Consider the following 16,307-nt stretch of genomic DNA (forward strand, 5'->3'; position numbering starts at 1 on the left):
ATTCTACACCAAGCAAATGGTCAATGCCCTGTCGCCCGCCAATTTCGCCTTCACCAATCCCGAAGCAATCCGCAAGGCTCTCGATACGGGCGGAATCAGCCTCGTCTCGGGCCTGGCGAACATGCTCGCCGACGCAGCCTCGCCGAGCGGCCTGGTCAGCCGCCGCTCCGAGGATGATTTCGAAATCGGCGTGTCGATCGCGGCAACGCCGGGCGGCGTCATTTTTCAAAATGAGCTGATGCAACTGATCCAGTATATGCCGGCGACCGATACCGTTTATCGCCGACCGTTGCTCTACATCCCTCCCCTCGTGAACAAGTATTACGTCCTCGATCTCCAGCCGGAGTCGAGCATGATCAAGTGGCTCGTCGATCAGGGACACACGGTTTTCGTCACCGCGTGGGTTAACCCAGGCTCGGAGTTGGGCAACAAGGGAATCGGGGACTACGCCCAGCTCGGCCCGATCGCGGCGCTGCAGGTCATCGAAGAGGTGACGGGCGTTAGGGACGCCGACGTGTTCGGCTTTTGCATGGGCGGGACGCTGCTCGCGATCGCCGCTGCCTATCTCTATGAAATCGGCGAGGGCGATCGGATCGGATCGCTGACGACAATCGGCACGCTCCTCGAGTTCAGTGACACCGGCGAATGGGCGACCTTTTACGAGCCCGCCCAAATGGAAGCGTTCGAGCGCCATGTCGAGGCGGCGGGCGTGATTGGCGCCGACAAGCTCCAAGCGCTCTTCAGCGTCGTTCGGGCGAACGATTTGATTTGGTCCTCGGTGGTCAATCATTACCTGCTCGACAAAGTCGCACCGGCGTCGGACCTGCTGTTTTGGTTTGCCGACGGCTCACGAATTCCAAAAGCCTTCCTACTCGAATATGGAAAATGGCTGTTGCGAGATAATGCCTTGAAGGACACGGGCGGAGTGACGATTGCCGGCGTTCCGATCTCTTTGGCGAAGATCGTGGCACCAACGATGACGGTATCGTTGAAGGACGACCATGTGACGGCGTGGCGTGCCACCTATGAAAGCGCGAAGCTTTACGGTGGAGAACGAACCTTCCTACTGGGCGGCTCGGGACATAACGCCGGGGTGATCAATCCGCCCGCGGCCAACAGACACGGATATTGGACCAACAACACGCTGCCGGAAACAGGCGAAGAGTGGCTGACCGGAGCGCAGGAAACCAAAGGTAGCTGGTGGCCAGCGTGGCAGGCCTGGCTTGTGACCTGCGGCGATGGCAAGCGGGTTAAGGCTCGCGCGGTTGGTTCCTCCCACTATCCGCAGATCGAGCCCGCGCCGGGATCGTACGTCCGCGTCAAGGCGTGATTTTTTTGAACGAAGCGACACGGTAGGATCCGTGTTCAAGAACCCAGTACAGCCCGAACGTTCAGGCCACGTTGTGCTGCCGCGGACGGTAGAAGATGTGGCTGTGGACCTGCGCAATTTTGTCGAGTGAACGGATCCAGTAGGGCACGATCCAGTCGACGTGATAGTGCGTCGCCTCCCCCACTGGCGCGAACACGTGGCCGGAGAGGGCCCGCCGCGCGGCAGTCCGCGCCGTCGACCACCCTGCCCGCTCCGGGCGCCGGCCCTGCGATCCGTCGCAGGCGAAGGAAAACTGACAGCCGGTGGTCCTGGAGGCGCCCTGGTTGACGACACCGCAGACCGTTTTCGGGTATCCTGGGCGCGCCAACCGGTTCAGGACCACCTGCATGACCGCCTTCTGGCCGCGCTCACCATCGCCCGCCTCGTACACTGCGGCAGTCGCGAGGCATTGCACCGCCTGCTCTCGCGCAGCGGGTGATCCATGAAAGCGGAAGGTGTTGGCATTCCCATGCCCCGCGACGAACGGTATCGAGGCGTTCGCTTCGCGGGCTTCCTCCATGCCCTGCCAGCGGGACGCATTGATCCTACCCTTGCCATCCACTCCTTAATGCCAGTGAGGTCCGACGAGCCGGTCCTCGCCGCCGCTGCGAATTGACGCGTTCAGCACTATGAGATGGTTCTCATTTTCACGAAGGAGGCGTCCATGGTAATCCACATCGTCATCTTTTCGTGGCGCGCTGAAGCTTCCCGACAGCAAGTTCAGGCATTGGCCGAAGCGATGGACAGCCTTGCCGACGACCTGCGCTACATGGAAACGATGAACTATGGCCCCGATCTCGCCTTCCGCGATGGCAACGGTGACCACGCCCTCGTCGCCCCCTTCGCCGACAAGGCCGGTTGGGATGCCTATTAGGCGCATCCGCGGCACAAGGCCTTAGTGCGCAATTTCGTCACCCCAATCCAGGCCAGCCGCCTGATCATCCAGTTCTAATTCGCGAAGGTTCCACAATCATGGCCGAGACCAGCATCAATACCGCCGAGACTAGGAATGGCAATGTCTTCGCCTTGTTCGAAGCCGCCGCGAGGGCGTCAGCGGATCGGCCTTTTCTGATCGTCGACGGCGGTACACTACTGACCTATGGCGAGATGCTGGACCATAGCGGCCGCGCCGCCGCCTGGCTGCGCTCGGCCGGGGTCGCGCAGGGCGACCGCGTCGTCGTCCAGGCGCACAAGTCGCCGGTCGCGGTCATCCTCTACCTCGCTTGCCTGCGCGCCGGGACGGTCTTCATCCCGCTCAACACAGCCTATCAGGAAAACGAACTCGCCTACTTCCTATCCGACGCTGAACCGTCCCTGCTGGTCGCGAGCCTTGGCCTGCCGGGCGAAACGGTGGCATTTGATGGCAGCCGGGCGAGTATTTCCGGTGATCTCTCCGCAGCGCCCTGGACGAAGACGTCCGACCTGCTCCCGACGGTTGCGGCCACTTCGACCGATCCCGCCGCGATCCTCTATACCTCGGGCACCACCGGCCGATCGAAGGGTGCGGTCCTTACCCATGGAAATCTCTCGTCCAACGTCATCGTGCTCGGCACGGCGTGGCGCTGGCAGGACGATGACGTCCTGCTCCACGCCCTGCCGACCTTCCATGCGCACGGACTGTTCGTCGCACTTCATCTGGCGCTGCTGCACGCCTCGCCGATTCTGTTTCACGAGCGGTTCGACAATCATGCAGTGCTGCGTGATATCCCGCGCGCGACCGTGTTCATGGGCGTCCCGACCTTCTACACCCGGCTGCTCGGCGAGCCCGCATTCGACAAGACCCTGTGTGCCGGGATGCGGCTGTTCATCAGCGGATCGGCTCCCCTGCTCGACGCGACCTTCGACGAGTTCGCCGAACGGACCGGCCATGTCATCCTTGAGCGCTATGGCATGACCGAGGCGCTAATGGTCACCTCGAACCCCTACGACGGCCCCCGCATCGCTGGCAGCGTCGGACCGGCAATCTCCGGCATCTCGGTGCGCGTCGTCGCCGAGAACGGCGTCCCCGCCACTATCGGCGAGCCAGGCGTCCTGGAAATGAAGGGCCCCAACATGTTTGCGGGCTATTGGCGCAATCCCGACAAAACCGCCGAGGACCACACCGCCGACGGCTATTTCATCAGCGGCGACATCGCGACCCAGGATGAAGCGGGCTATATCCGCATCGTTGGCCGGGCCAAGGACCTCATCATTACCGGGGGCTACAACGTCTATCCCAAGGAAGTCGAAATGGTGATCGACGCGATCGACGGGGTCGCGGAAAGCGCGGTGATCGGCGTGCCGCACCCCGACTTCGGCGAAGGAGTCGTTGCGGTGGTTGCGCGGGACGCGGGCTCGGCGATCACGCCGCAGGATGTCGCGGCGTTCGTCGGGTCCGAACTCGCCGCGTTCAAGCGGCCCAAGACATCGATCATCGTCGACGAGCTTCCGCGAAACGCGATGGGCAAGATCCAGAAGGCCGAACTGCGCGCGCTCTACAAGGATCTGTTCTTCAAGTCGGCGGCCTAACCTTTCCCCGCCTCGCCGGGGCCCCGATCCTATACCCCATATGCTCGGACAAGCTCGACTATGAGGCCGAGCTTGCGGTCGTCATCGGTCGCACCGCGCGCAACGTCAGCATCGCGATGCTTATCGGCGCTCGCCCCCGGCGGCTCAGACGAACGTGAGCGGGACCAAGGACAACACCGCGACCTCAACGTGGTGGAAATGCTCAAGGAGCAGAGGGTCCGCCGACCGTAAATCAAATTCTCGGCGCCTGTGTATCCGGCTCTGTATCCGCTGCTACGTTTCGGCGAACTGTCGCCGCCCGTAGAATATGGCTTTGGACTTGAGCAATTTTGTCGATCGACTCGATCCATTAGGGCCTAATCGGCCTCATAATGCGTCCACCGTCACCTCCGGAGCAAACGCGCCACAGTGGAGAAGCCACCAGGCCGCGCTGTGAGATCGACGAACTCGGCCGCCCCGATCGCCGACATACTTGCCCATGGCGCGGCGGGATTAACCCTCACAATTGGGCATAGCATTGACCTCAGTTTATGCCGCTCTGCAAAATCGCTCCGTTCGTTCCAAAAATGAACGGGATCGTAAAAACTCGCCTTTCGCCCGCTGAAGTCGATCCGCTTGCAGCGCGGTTTTGTCCGCTTCCGCGGCCCGACCGGCTCTGACACCGTGACACCCGAGTGTGCCGCCTAGAGGTTTTCCCTAACAATAAGGACCGGAGGGGGGTGGGTCTTCCTCCGCCTTCTCATCGACCAAAAGGAATTTCAAGTTGTCATGATGTCAGGGGGCTTACAGGCGGCGCAAACACACCCTTCAGATGCTGTCTTCGGGATACCTGAACTATCATTCAGCCGTGACACGGCAATTGTCAGTTGGTGTCAGGGACTGTCATGCCTCCAAGTTTGCAAGAGCAACTCGCGCAACGCGTGGGGCCTCGGGTCGGGCACCCAATTGCGGTCCGGCACTCGATTCCGATGAATATCGAGGCCGAACCGGTCGCCAAGCGGCAATGCTATATAATTGGGACGCGGCACCACTAGGGCCCCGACCATAACTCCAGCGGAGATCAGTAATCACACTCGATAGACATCTCCTGTTGGCGCAGATACAAGCCCACCACGACCTGCACCGGGCTCCCGCCCTTAACAAGTGTCTTTCGTTCGAGCGCAAACCCTTTTTGTCGTCCTGTTATCTAATTTATATTGTATAACATGAGCGGGGATTGAGGGAAATATTTTCCGGCTGTGTGGAAGTTCTATATGTTCTCTAATGTATACTGTAGTTCTTGGTATTTTTACGCTTTGGGAGCAGAGGGTCGCAGGTTCGAATCCTGTCTCCCCGACCATTTTTCTCCTCGAAAAATGTATCCTTCGGGCATGCTCGTGGGTCGAGGGTCTGGTGCCGTATATCCGCCATGTATCCGAGTGCCCCGGCGGACCGCGGGATTCTACATGTTTAAAATTTGGACCGCGAGTTCCAACGTCGGCCCTTGTCAGGACGAGGCGCGGGTTAACTCCCGCATCTAACTTTTCCACGTCACCATCAGGAATCACGGATGGGCAAGGGGCTTAAGTCAGTTGTGCCAATACGCCGACAGAAAACGGATTAAGGTGGGCGGCGTTGCCGGATGCGACCGTTTTCGGCCAGTCGGGATTAGTGATGAGCGCGCGGCCGACTGCGACCAAGTCAAACTCGTTGTCCTCCACTCGCTGGACCAGATCGACGATTGAGCGCGGGGTCGCAGTCTCGCCCTCCATCAAGGTGGAGATCATCTCCGCGCTCAGTGTCACCGATCCGACGGTGATCGTCGGTTTGCCCGAAAGCTTGCGGGTCCAGCCGGCCAGGTTGAGATCCGAGCCAGCAAATTCGGCGTCCCAATACCGCCGCTGCGAACAGTGGAAGATGTCAACCCCGGCATCGACCAGCGGTCGAAGAAACGCTTCGAGCTGGTCTGGCGAGGGCCACGGCCGGGCACCATAGTCCTGCATCTTCCATTGCGAGAAACGCAGGATAATCGGAAAGTCTGGCGCCGTCCGTGATCGCACACGCTTGACGATTTCTGCGGCAAACCGCGTTCTTGCCGCGCCATCCCCGCCGAAGTCATCGCTCCGCGCATTGGTTTCGTGCCAGAAAAACTGATCGACCAGATAGCCATGAGCGCCGTGGATCTCGACTCCGTCGAATCCGAGTGCGAGGGCGCTGGCGGCGGCGCTGGCATAGGCTTCGATGATGTCTTCGATCTCGCTCGCTTCCAGCGATCGACCGCCCGGAACGCCGACCTTGACCAGCCCCGAGGGGCCCAGCCGTTCCGACTCGATCGCTTGGCAATCCTCGTAGATTTCGGCAACGTCGCTCTTGGCGGCAGCACCGACATGCCACAGCTGCGGCACGATCTTTGCGCCGGCATCGTGGACCTGCCGACAAACCTCGCTCCAGCCTGCAAGCGCGTCCTGCCCGTAAAAATCCGGGACGTTCGGATCGTTCGATGCAGACGGATGCCCGACCCACGTCCCCTCGGTGATGATCAGACCCACGCCGCCTTCCGCCCGGCGGCGATAATATTCGGTAACATTCGGACCCGGCACTCCGCCAGGCGAAAATGCCCTGGTCATGGGGGCCATGACGATGCGATTGCGAAGCTTCAGCGATCCAAATGCGACGGGCTCGAACAGGACGGCGACCTGGGCATCGGGTCTATCGAGACTTTCAGCATAATCCATTGCGCATTCCTTGTTGTGGAGTGTCGACCTGAGCAGGAAGAGCCCGCGACGTCGGCCTTTCGGATGGCCACCCGCTGTCTCATCGGCCTTCGAAGTGCGGGCTCCTCCGCGCGTTAAAGGCAAGCACGCCTTCACGCCGATCGGCGGTGGGGATGAGGCGATGGTAGGCTTCGATTTCGAACGCCAGCCCGTCACCGAGTGACATCTGCAGGCCCCTCGAAATCGCCTGCTTGGCCTGGCGGATGGCGAGGGGCGCATTGGCCGCGATCCGCTTTGCCTGACCGATCGCGGCTTCGCGCAATTCCTCAGGTGCCACGACGCGGTTGACCAGCCCCCACGATGCCGCGTCCACCGCGCCGAACGGCTCGGCGCCGAGAATGAGCTCCTTTGCGCGCCGTTCGCCGACTGCACGTGCAATCGTCTGCGTACCGCCAGCTCCGGGAATGATCCCGAGGCTGGTTTCGGTCAGCGCAAACCGGGCAGTCGACGACGCGTAGATAAAGTCGCAGCATGCGGCGATCTCGCAGCCGCCGCCGAATGCCGCACCATTGACGGCGGCGATGACCGATACCGGGCACGCGAGGATAGCCCGCGCCATTCGCTCGAAGATCAGGTGCTGGTCACGCCACGCGGCATCGCTCATACCGCTGCGTTCTTTGAAATCGCCACCTGCGCAGAAAGCCTTACCGGCACCCGTGAGAATGATGCACCGGACGTCATTGGCCTGCATGGCCGTCGCTTCGAAATAGTCGATCAGTTCGAGGCCCATCGCACTGTTGAGCGCGTTCGCCGTAGCCGGCCGGTTCATCGTTACCAGCGCGACATGGTCCGTGACATGCTCGGCAATGAGCGTCTCGTAACCGCTTGCGATGTTTGCGCTAATGCTCATCGAGACCATATCTCAATAGGATCGCGGCATGCCAAGACCGTGCTGCGCGACCTGGGCGAGGACTAGGTTGTTCGAGATGGGCGCGGTGCGAAAAAGGCGGGCCTCCTTCCACTTTCTCTCGACATGATATTCGGTTGCCACGCCATAGCCGCCGAACGTCGTCATGCAGGCTTCGGCGGCTTCCCAGCTGGCCTCGGTCGCAAGATATTTCGTCATCAGCGTTTCTTGCGCGCATGGCTTGCCGCTGTCCAAAAGATTGGCAGCGCTGTTGCGCATCAGTTCGGCGGCGACGATGTTCATGTGCGCGCGGGCGATCGGGAATTGTATTCCCTGGTTCGCGCCGATCGGCCGATCGAAAACGTTGCGCTCGGATGCGTAAGCCGACGCCGTGCTGACGAACCACTGGCCGTCACCGATCGACTCGCTGGACACCAGCAAGCGCTCCGAGTTGAGCGAATCCACGAGATACTGGAAGCCCTTGCCTTCCTCGCCGATGAGGTCGTCGGTAGAGACATGAAGGTCGTCGATGAACACTTCGTTGGTGTGGTGATTGAGCATCGTCGGGATCGGCGTTGCGCGTAAGCTGTCCCCGGCCTTGGCAATATCCACCAGGAACAGGGACAGGCCGTCAGTCTTGCGCTTCACGTCGGCAAGCGAAGTGGTCCGCGCGACGAAAAGGTACAGATGCGACTGGAAGAAACGCGAGGTCCAGATTTTCTGCCCGTTGATGACGTAGCCCTCGTTCGTGCGCCTGGCGTAGGTCGTAATGGCAAGCGTGTTGGACCCGGCATTGGGTTCGGTCACGCCGAATGCCTGCAGCCGGAGGCTACCGTCGGCGATACGTGGCAAATACTTCTTCTTCTGCTCGACGCTGCCATGATTGAGAATCGACGCCATGGTATACATCTGGGCGTGGCAGCTCGCCCCATTGCCACCGGAGCGGTTAATTTCCTGAAGGATCAGGCAGCCGTCCAGCACGCCAAGCCCGGAACCGCCATATTCCTCGGGAATCAGCGCACCGAGCCATCCGGCTTCGGTCATCGCCGCGACGAAGGCCTCCGGATAGTCTCCCCGTTCATCGCACGCGCGCCAGTATTCAACTCCGAACCCTGCACACAGCCGCCGCACCGCCTCGCGGATTTCCTCTTGGACGGCAGTATATTCGAAGGCCATCTTGAAGCTGCTTTCGATTAAATTAGGCGGTCACGTTACTTCCGGTGCCGCCTCGATGGTTGGCGTAAAAAGTGACGACACGACCGTTCTCATCGGGCGGCGGACGTCGCCCATGCCGGGAGATCTTTCCGATATCGCACAGTCTCTACCCAGTCGATTGGCACAGGATCCACAACGTCTTTCATCGGTTAGCTTAAGCAGTTTCTTTCAAAAGGTCCAACCATTGACATCATTCATCTCACCGTGGGATTGAAGGGTCAGAATAAGGACGTAAAGGATGGGTCTGCTCGACGGGAAAGTTGCCCTAGTCACCGCCTTCGCGCGCGGCATCGGCCGTGAGATCGCCCTATCTATGCCCGCTGCTGGCGCAAAGGCCCTTGTCAGCAATGTCGGCGCGTCTCTCCAGGGCTCGGGCTCGCAGCACCGGCCCTGCAGATCGTCACGCCGTGCCGAGGACTGGACCGCCGAGACTCTGGTCGAGCAGGCACCGTCGGCGTCCAAGCCATCGCTGCCTCTGGACGTCACCACCGACCTATTTTCTCGGGTGCCGTTCTGATGAGCGGGCCATCCGATCTTGCGCAGGTCGAAAGCGCTATCCCGGTTGCGGCGATCCCGGTAATCTGGGCGGCATGAGCGAGTACAGACGATACGCTGATCTGGTTGTCGGCGCACGGTTTCCGGCGCAGCCGGCCCGCTTCGACGTGACTGCACAAGCGGTCGCCGAGTATCGGACGATCGCACTGGGATCGCAGTCGGGCGGCAAGGTCGTCGATCTTGCCGTGGCGCCGCCGACCATGGCCGCGGTTTACATCCGCCCGGCGCAGAACGCCCTTAATGGTCCCCCCGGCGGAATTCACGCCAAGCAGCAATTCGACTTTTTCAGTCCCGTAAGGATTGGCGATACGCTGGAGACCGTACTCGAAGTGCGCGAACTCTACGAACGCAATGGCAGACGATTCGTCGTGAGCGAGACGGTCACGCACAATCTGCTGGGCGCGATCGTCTGCAAGGGGCTCATCACGCAAGTATGGGGGCAGGAAGCGTGACGGGCGCCCTGCTCGCGGGAAGCAAGCTGCCCGATCGTCATTTCCTCGTCGATCAGGCGCTGATCGAGCGCTACGCCATCGCCTCGGGTGACATGAACCCGCTCCATCTCGATTCGGAGTTTGCCAAGACGACCAAATTCGGCCGGATCATCGCGCATGGCATGATGACCCTCGCCTTCGTCTCCGAAGCGATGGGCAGCTGGGCGGGCGACTCGTGGGCACAGAACGGTTTTTTGCGCGTCACCTTCATTGCGCCGGTGTTCGCCGGCGACGAAGTGGTCGTTCGCACCGAGGTCCAGTCGGTCACTCCGGAAGCAACGCTGTGCAAGGTCGAATGCTGGGCCGGCGACCGCCTCACCGTTACCGGTGAAGCCGGTGTTCGGGGCCTGAACCACGATGGATGAGGCGGTCATCGTCGGCGTCGCCGAGGAACCGCTTGCGAACGGCGTGTTTGCGACCCCGGCGACCCCTCTCCAGGCGCAGGCTCGCGTGGCGAGGGCCGCCCTCGCGCAGGCCGGACTGACCCTGGCCGACGTCGACGGCCTGTGCACCGCCAATCTGTGGGGATTGCCTGGCGCGGGCATGCTGCCGACGATCACTCTTTCGGAATATCTTGGGATCACGCCGACCTTCCATGATGGCACGAACTTCGGTGGTGCAGCCTTTGAGGCGCATGTCCCGCATGCGGCGATAGCGATCGAGTGCAAGCAAACCGATGTGGTACTAATCCTTTATGGCAGTGCGCAAAAGTCTGAGCGGTCGCGGAACCTCGGCGGACGTCCGGCCAGTCTGACGTTCCAGTTCGAAACACCGTGGGGGCTGCCGACGCCCGCGGGCGGATATGCTCTCGCCGCGATGCGCCACATGCATGAATATGGCACCCGCCGCGAAGACCTGGCCGCGATCGCCGTGGCCGCTCGGCAATGGGCGGCGCTCAATCCACAAGCCACCCAACGCGGGCCGCTGTCAATTGATGACGTGCTCGGCGCGCCGATGGTGTGTGACCCGTTAGGCGTGCTCGACTGCTGCCTGGTGACCGACGGTGCCGGCGCGGTCGTGATGACCCGGGCGTCACACGCCAAGGCGCTTGGTGTCAGGCCGGTCACCGTTCGCGGCTATGGTCAGGCTGCGACACACTGGACGATTGCGGCTGCTCCCGGACTGACGTGGCTCCTGCCCGCCCAAATCGCCGCGAAGCGCGCGATGGAGAGGGCGGGGGTCGGCCATGACGCGATCGACCTCGTTCAACTATACGACAGTTTCACCATCACGACGCTGATGACGCTCGAAGCACTCGGCTTTTGTGGCCGTGGTGAAGGCGGCGAGTTCGTACGCGGCGGACGCCTGGCCCCCGGTGGGCAGTTCCCGATAAATACGTCGGGCGGCGGACTGTCCTACTGCCACCCCGGCATGCTGGGCATTTTCCTCTTGATCGAGGCGGTCCGTCAATTGCTGGGCGACGTCGAGCCCGAACGGCAGGTCCCAAACGTCTCGACGGTGCTGGTGCACGGTACCGGCGGCACATTATCCAGCGGCGCCACCTGCATCCTGTCGGTAAATTGACATGGCGACGACCATCCCAAAACCCGTGCCGACGATCGACCCGGACAGCGCGCCCTATTGGGAAGCACTCAAGGCCGACCGGCTCGTCCTCAAAAGCTGCCGAGATTGCGGGAAGGCGCATTTCTACCCGCGCGAATTTTGCCCTTATTGTCATTCCAATCAGCTCGACTGGATCGAGGCAAGCGGACGCGGTGTCATCTACAGCTTCACCGTCTGTCGCCGGCCCGCAGGCCCGGCATTTGCGGACGACGTTCCCTACGTCGTCGCGCTGATCGATCTGGTCGAGGGACCACGCATGATGTCACGCATCATCGGCGACCCGTCGATCGTCTCGATCGGCGAGCCTGTCAGCGTGCGCTTCATCCGCCAGGGGGAACTGACCCTACCCTTCTTTGCACGACTGGACCAACCCGCGTGAACGAGACTGGCCACGGCGAGAGCCTTCGCATGATCAGGGACATGGTCGGTGCGATTACGGGGTCCGCCGGCGACCTCAAGCGTATCCGCGCACTTCGTGGGCATTCGACCGGAGTCGATCCCGTCATCTGGCAGCAAGTCGCGGACCTGGGCTGGCTGACCCTCTTGGTCAACGAAGAACAGGGCGGTCTTGGCCTCGGTGCGCGCGGGCTGGCAGTGATCGGGGAAGAACTTGGCGCCGCCCTCGTGCCCGAACCGGTCACGTCCGTCATTGCGATGGCTCCACTGCTCGAAGGAAGCGTACGCCAAAATGTCCTAGACGGCACGCGGATCGTCGTGCCCGCCTGGCGGGAAACGATTGCCGGACTGGATGACACGCCGCGAACCTCGGTGAAGGATGGAGCCGTCACCGGCACAAAAATCCTCGTCGCCGCGGCCGCCGCGGCCGACGCTTTCGTGGTCAGCACCGATGGCGATGCGGTGTTGGTCGAGCGACACGCGGCTGGTGTCGATCTCGACCTGCGGCCAACGCAAGACGGCGGATATTCGGGCACATTGACGATGACCGACGCCCCTTGCAGCCGAGTCAGCGGAAACTTCCCGGCTGCAATCGAAATTTTGTCGCTGGCGCATAGCGCATACCTGGTCGGCGCGGCCGAGCGCGCCTTTCGACTGACGCTCGATTATCTTGGTATCCGCAATCAGTTCGGCCGACCAATCGGCTCGTTCCAGGCGTTGCAGCATCGCGCCGCCGAAGCGAAAATCCAGCTCGTCTTGAGCCGGGCGGTGCTGGACGAAGCGATCACCGATGTCGAACGAGGCGCCAGCTCCCTCGACCGGCTCCGGAGCAGTTCGCGCGCCATCGCACGCGTATCCGACACGGCCATGCTGATCGCTCGCGAAGCGGTCCAGATGCACGGTGCGATCGGGATCACCGACGAACATGACATTGGCTTGTTCTGCCGCAAGATCCTGACCCTCTATCATCAGTTCGGAACGGCCAGCGCCAACCGGTCGCGTTTCTCGGCCAGCTTTCAGCGCGGGTTGGCTGCATCAAGATGAGCCAAGTTTCCGCAACGAGCGTCGAGCCCGATTACAATGCAATGGACGACGAGCATTTCCGGGCAGAAGTGCGCAGCTGGATCGAAGCCAATTATCCACCGGAACTTCGATTTCCGATTGAGCGTCTTCATCGCCGCGATACCAGGATCTGGTACGACCGGCTGGCCGGAAAAGGCTGGCTGGCGCCCGGCTGGCCTAGGGACAAAGGCGGGATGGGCCTCGACACCGCAAAGCGCATCGTCTTCATCGACGAGCTGGAACGGCACGGCTGCTCGCGGTTCAGTGACCAGGGCGTGCTCATGCTCGGTCCGCTGCTGATGGCGTACGGCACGCCTGAACAGCAGCAGTTCTTTCTCCCCCGGATTCTGACCGGTGAGCATATCTGGGCACAAGGCTATAGCGAACCCAATGCCGGGTCGGACCTGGCCAGCCTCAGCACCGAGGCCGTGCTCGACGGTGATGCGTGGGTCATTAATGGTCAGAAGACTTGGACCACACTTGGCAACGACGCGAACTGGATTTACGTGCTCGCGCGGACGGACAAGGAGGCGAGGAAACAGCAGGGCATCAGCTTCCTGCTGGTACCGATGGACTCACCGGGAATTACCGTTCGGCCGATCCTGACTCTCGGCTTGACGGATGAGTTCTGCGAAATATTCTTCGATGATGTCCGCGTGCCCAAGGACGCGCTCGTCGGGCAATTGAACCAGGGCTGGACAATGGCCAAAGCCCTCCTCGGCTTTGAGCGGATATTCGTCGGCTCGCCCGCCCAGTCCGCCTACGCACTGTCACGGCTGCAGACGATGGCCCGCCACCTCGGCCTGTTCGACGACTCCGAATTCCGGTCACGCCATGACAAGCTGCAAATCGATCTGGCGGACCATGTCTCTCTCTACACAAGCTTCGTCGATCAGATGAAGCGGGGCGAGTCGATCGGCGCCGAGGTGTCGATGCTTAAGATCAATCAGACGGAGCTCTACAAGCGAATTGCCCAGACGATGGTCGATTACGCCGACGGCTATGCCGGGTCGGAAGGCCTCGTCGCCGAGCTTGGCGGGGTTCAGGCATCGACGATCTGGCTGCAATCGCTCCAGACCACCATCTATGGCGGAACCTCCGAGATCCAGCGCGACATCCTTGCCAAGCAAGTGCTTGGCCTGCCCGTCTGACTGCCTAGTCTGTCGGTCGAGACGCGACAGGACAGCTATGCCGTAAGCTTCGCATCAAGCCAAGCTCCGGCGCGCTGAATGGCGGCGTCGGCTTCGGGGGCTACCCCGCCGAGGAACTGAAAAACATGCTGCATTTCCGGAACGACATCGAGCTCGACGTCGACACCGCCCTGTTTCGCGCGGGCTGCGAAATGGCGACTGTCGTCGAGGAATGACTCGTCGCTGCCGACCTGGATCAGGAGTGGCGGCAACCCGGCCGGGTCCGCCCGGATCGGGTTGGCGATCGGATCATCGATGCTTCCGTCCGGGCCGAGCAAGGCCGGCGTCAGATTGTGGATAATTGCGCGGCTGACAATAAGATCGACCTCTGCATTGGCGTCGTAGCTCGCTCCGGTCGCCGCCAGGTCAAGCCAGGGAGACATGACGAAGATCGCTCCGGGAACCGGCAAGGCGTCGCGTCGCGCGGCCAGCGTGCTCGCGATCGCCAGGCCGCCCCCGGCAGAGTCGCCGACAAAGGCAATGTTCCGGGCGGCCACACCGGAACTCAAGGCCCACCGATAGGCAGCAAGCGCATCCTCGATCGCTGCCGGGAAGGGGTTTTCCGGAGCCAGGCGATACTCGACGATGAGGGCAGGAACGCCGGCCGCCTTCGCGATGTGCCCGAACATTTTTCGATGGGAGGCGCGCGAGCCGGTGACATATCCCCCGCCGTGGAAACAGAGGAGCAACCTGTCCTGCCGATACGATGAAGGTCGTGCCCAAAGTGCGGGCAAACCGCCGATCGTCGTTTCCTCGAACGTAACTCCGACGGGTTCGGCGGTCACGGTCGCCCACTCTTCGAACATGTCACGAAACTGATCGATCGGCATTTCCGGATCCGCGGCCATGCGACCGGCCCAGCTCCGGTAGAGGTCTGCCAGCGCTTCGGACTCGCGACTTGCCATGGCTTTTCTCCTGGACAGGTGCCGCGTAGCGCTTCCTGCTTGGTCACCCTGCCGGAAGATGTCGGTAGACCCCGCGCCTTTGTTGGTCCTAATTAGCCGTGCGACGGGCACATCGCCAAGAGAAAATCGGGGAGAGGTCTTCCGTGGAGGCATATGCAATCGTGCGGCATGGAAGGCCGTTGGAGAAACTCTCCCGTCCGACGCCCGTGCCGGTCAAGCGCGAGGTCCTCGTCGCCGTCACGCATAGCGGCATTTGTCACTCCGACCTTCACGTGATCGAGGGAAGCTACGACCTTGGCAGCAGGGGCAGTCTCGATCTTGCGAAACGCGGCCTGAAGCTGCCGCTGATCCCCGGCCATGAAGTCGTCGGCAAGATCGTTTCATGGGGTCCGGAGGCCGACAGCGAGGATCTGACCGTCGGCGACACGAGGCTCGTATTCCCATGGATCGGCTGCGGAGAATGCCCGCGATGCCGCGCCGATGAACAGAATCTGTGCTTGTCTACCCGCCCGATGGGTCTCGCCAGCGACGGCGGATATAGCACGCATGTCCTTGTGTCCGATCCCAAATATCTTCTCGATATCGATGGGCTCGACCCGGCGGTCGCGGCCACTTACGCCTGCTCGGGCGTGACCGTGTTCGGAGCGATCCGGAAGTTGATGCCGCTCGATCCGGAAGACGTGATCGTCGTGATCGGCGCAGGCGGACTTGGCCTCAACGCAATCTCCTTGCTGCGCGCGCTCGGGCATGAGTGGATCTGCGCGGTCGACTCCGGCCAGGCGAAGCTCGACGCCGCGCTGGCGCAAGGGGCGTCGCGCGTCGTGCTCGCAGATGGCAACTGCGCGTCGACGGTCGCGAAAATCAGCGAAGCCTGCGGGGGCAGGGTCCTTTCGATCATCGACACGGTAAACGCCAGCGCGACCGCCGAGTTTGCATTCGATGCCCTGTCCAAGGGCGGCAAGCTCATTCTGGTCGGTTTGTTCGGCGGCGAGTTGAAACTGCCCTTACCCTTGATGCCGGCGAAAGCGGCCACGCTTCAGGGGAGCTATGTCGGCGGACTCGCCGAACTGCGCGAGGTCGTCGCACTCGCCAAACGCGGCCTGATGCCGAACATTCCAGTGACGCCGTGCGCGCTCGACGATGTCAACCAGGCACTCGGCGACCTGCGCGGCGGAAAGGTTATCGGCCGGATGGTGATGGTCATTGGCGACGATGGCGTTGCCCCGCGACCACGCTAACACGCGGCCCCGTTCTGTGTACTGCGGCAACGCCTCCCCAGCTTCAATCAGTCATACAAGACAGTATCAAACGCATGTTGGGGGTTAATGAGCGATGATTAATCGCAGTAAGTTTCACCGCCGTCAGCTTTTCAACCTCTTTGACGGTGAGAGGCCTTAGCCTGGACGCGCCCATGTTTGCTTCCTCGTGTATCCGAGGCACTCGTATTTCGGCG

At 61.8% G+C, this 16,307-nt stretch carries 17 protein-coding genes; 12 read left to right on the forward strand and 5 right to left on the reverse strand.

Annotated features, from left to right (window positions below):
* Positions 1 to 1,330: alpha/beta fold hydrolase (locus RMN84_RS05620; protein WP_309611215.1), on the forward strand; the 1,330-nt coding region annotated here is incomplete at its 5' end.
* 61 nt (positions 1,331 to 1,391) lie between these two features.
* Here the strand turns inward: RMN84_RS05620 and RMN84_RS05625 are convergent.
* Complete coding sequence (locus RMN84_RS05625) at positions 1,392 to 1,889, reverse strand: cell wall hydrolase (protein WP_309611216.1); 498 nt, start codon at positions 1,887 to 1,889, stop codon at positions 1,392 to 1,394.
* Between the two features lie 144 nt (positions 1,890 to 2,033).
* On the opposite strand from RMN84_RS05625, the gene RMN84_RS05630 reads away from it, so the two are divergent.
* The 3 genes from RMN84_RS05630 (at position 2,034) to RMN84_RS12295 (ending at position 4,035) form a co-directional block, all read left to right on the forward strand.
* Positions 2,034 to 2,243 (forward strand): Dabb family protein, encoded by a 210-nt coding sequence (locus tag RMN84_RS05630; protein WP_309611217.1) that lies wholly within the window; start codon positions 2,034 to 2,036, stop codon positions 2,241 to 2,243.
* A 98-nt stretch (positions 2,244 to 2,341) separates the two neighbouring features.
* On the forward strand, positions 2,342 to 3,877 hold the full coding sequence (locus RMN84_RS05635; protein WP_309611218.1) for an AMP-binding protein: 1,536 nt from the start codon (positions 2,342 to 2,344) through the stop codon (positions 3,875 to 3,877).
* A gap of 26 nt (positions 3,878 to 3,903) precedes the next feature.
* Positions 3,904 to 4,035, forward strand: a complete 132-nt coding sequence (locus RMN84_RS12295) for a fumarylacetoacetate hydrolase family protein (protein ID WP_405051443.1) — start codon at positions 3,904 to 3,906, stop codon at positions 4,033 to 4,035.
* 1,404 nt (positions 4,036 to 5,439) lie between these two features.
* Here the strand turns inward: RMN84_RS12295 and RMN84_RS05640 are convergent.
* From RMN84_RS05640 to RMN84_RS05650, 3 genes are all read right to left on the reverse strand, one after another.
* Entirely contained in the window at positions 5,440 to 6,591 is a 1,152-nt protein-coding gene (locus RMN84_RS05640) for an NADH:flavin oxidoreductase (RefSeq protein ID WP_309611219.1), read from the reverse strand.
* A 79-nt stretch (positions 6,592 to 6,670) separates the two neighbouring features.
* Positions 6,671 to 7,480, reverse strand: a complete 810-nt coding sequence (locus RMN84_RS05645) for an enoyl-CoA hydratase-related protein (protein WP_309611220.1) — start codon at positions 7,478 to 7,480, stop codon at positions 6,671 to 6,673.
* Positions 7,481 to 7,492: 12 nt separating this feature from the next.
* A complete protein-coding gene (locus tag RMN84_RS05650; RefSeq protein ID WP_309611221.1) occupies positions 7,493 to 8,653 on the reverse strand; it encodes an acyl-CoA dehydrogenase family protein in 1,161 nt (386 codons plus the stop codon).
* 277 nt (positions 8,654 to 8,930) lie between these two features.
* On the opposite strand from RMN84_RS05650, the gene RMN84_RS05655 reads away from it, so the two are divergent.
* The 7 genes from RMN84_RS05655 to RMN84_RS05685 all read left to right on the forward strand — a co-directional run bounded on the left by RMN84_RS05655 (position 8,931) and on the right by RMN84_RS05685 (position 13,910).
* The gene (locus RMN84_RS05655; protein WP_309611222.1) at positions 8,931 to 9,209 is read left to right on the forward strand and encodes a hypothetical protein; all 279 of its coding nucleotides are present in this window, start codon (positions 8,931 to 8,933) and stop codon (positions 9,207 to 9,209) included.
* A gap of 73 nt (positions 9,210 to 9,282) precedes the next feature.
* Positions 9,283 to 9,699, forward strand: a complete 417-nt coding sequence (locus tag RMN84_RS05660) for a MaoC family dehydratase (RefSeq protein ID WP_309611223.1) — start codon at positions 9,283 to 9,285, stop codon at positions 9,697 to 9,699.
* Positions 9,696 to 10,103: a MaoC family dehydratase gene (locus tag RMN84_RS05665; RefSeq protein WP_309611224.1), complete on the forward strand. Its 408-nt coding sequence runs from the start codon at positions 9,696 to 9,698 to the stop codon at positions 10,101 to 10,103. Before RMN84_RS05660 ends, RMN84_RS05665 begins: the two co-directional genes overlap by 4 nt.
* The gene (locus tag RMN84_RS05670; RefSeq protein ID WP_309611225.1) at positions 10,096 to 11,262 is read left to right on the forward strand and encodes an acetyl-CoA acetyltransferase; all 1,167 of its coding nucleotides are present in this window, start codon (positions 10,096 to 10,098) and stop codon (positions 11,260 to 11,262) included. The genes RMN84_RS05665 and RMN84_RS05670 overlap by 8 nt, the downstream gene beginning before the upstream one ends.
* A 1-nt stretch (position 11,263) precedes the next feature.
* On the forward strand, positions 11,264 to 11,680 hold the full coding sequence (locus RMN84_RS05675) for a Zn-ribbon domain-containing OB-fold protein (RefSeq protein WP_309611226.1): 417 nt from the start codon (positions 11,264 to 11,266) through the stop codon (positions 11,678 to 11,680).
* Positions 11,681 to 11,709: 29 nt separating this feature from the next.
* Positions 11,710 to 12,741 carry an acyl-CoA dehydrogenase family protein gene (locus tag RMN84_RS05680; protein WP_309611227.1) on the forward strand — a complete coding sequence of 344 codons (1,032 nt, stop codon included), beginning with the start codon at positions 11,710 to 11,712 and terminating at the stop codon, positions 12,739 to 12,741.
* Between the two features lie 41 nt (positions 12,742 to 12,782).
* Complete coding sequence (locus tag RMN84_RS05685; protein ID WP_309611228.1) at positions 12,783 to 13,910, forward strand: acyl-CoA dehydrogenase family protein; 1,128 nt, start codon at positions 12,783 to 12,785, stop codon at positions 13,908 to 13,910.
* Between the two features lie 35 nt (positions 13,911 to 13,945).
* Here the strand turns inward: RMN84_RS05685 and RMN84_RS05690 are convergent, their stop codons facing one another.
* Positions 13,946 to 14,854 (reverse strand): alpha/beta hydrolase, encoded by a 909-nt coding sequence (locus tag RMN84_RS05690; RefSeq protein ID WP_309611229.1) that lies wholly within the window; start codon positions 14,852 to 14,854, stop codon positions 13,946 to 13,948.
* A 179-nt stretch (positions 14,855 to 15,033) separates the two neighbouring features.
* On the opposite strand from RMN84_RS05690, the gene RMN84_RS05695 reads away from it, so the two are divergent.
* A complete protein-coding gene (locus RMN84_RS05695) occupies positions 15,034 to 16,092 on the forward strand; it encodes an alcohol dehydrogenase (RefSeq protein ID WP_309611230.1) in 1,059 nt (352 codons plus the stop codon).
* Positions 16,093 to 16,307 lie beyond the last annotated feature (215 nt).

The organism is Sphingomonas sp. (assembly GCF_031380695.1).
Taxonomy (GTDB): domain Bacteria; phylum Pseudomonadota; class Alphaproteobacteria; order Sphingomonadales; family Sphingomonadaceae; genus Sphingomicrobium.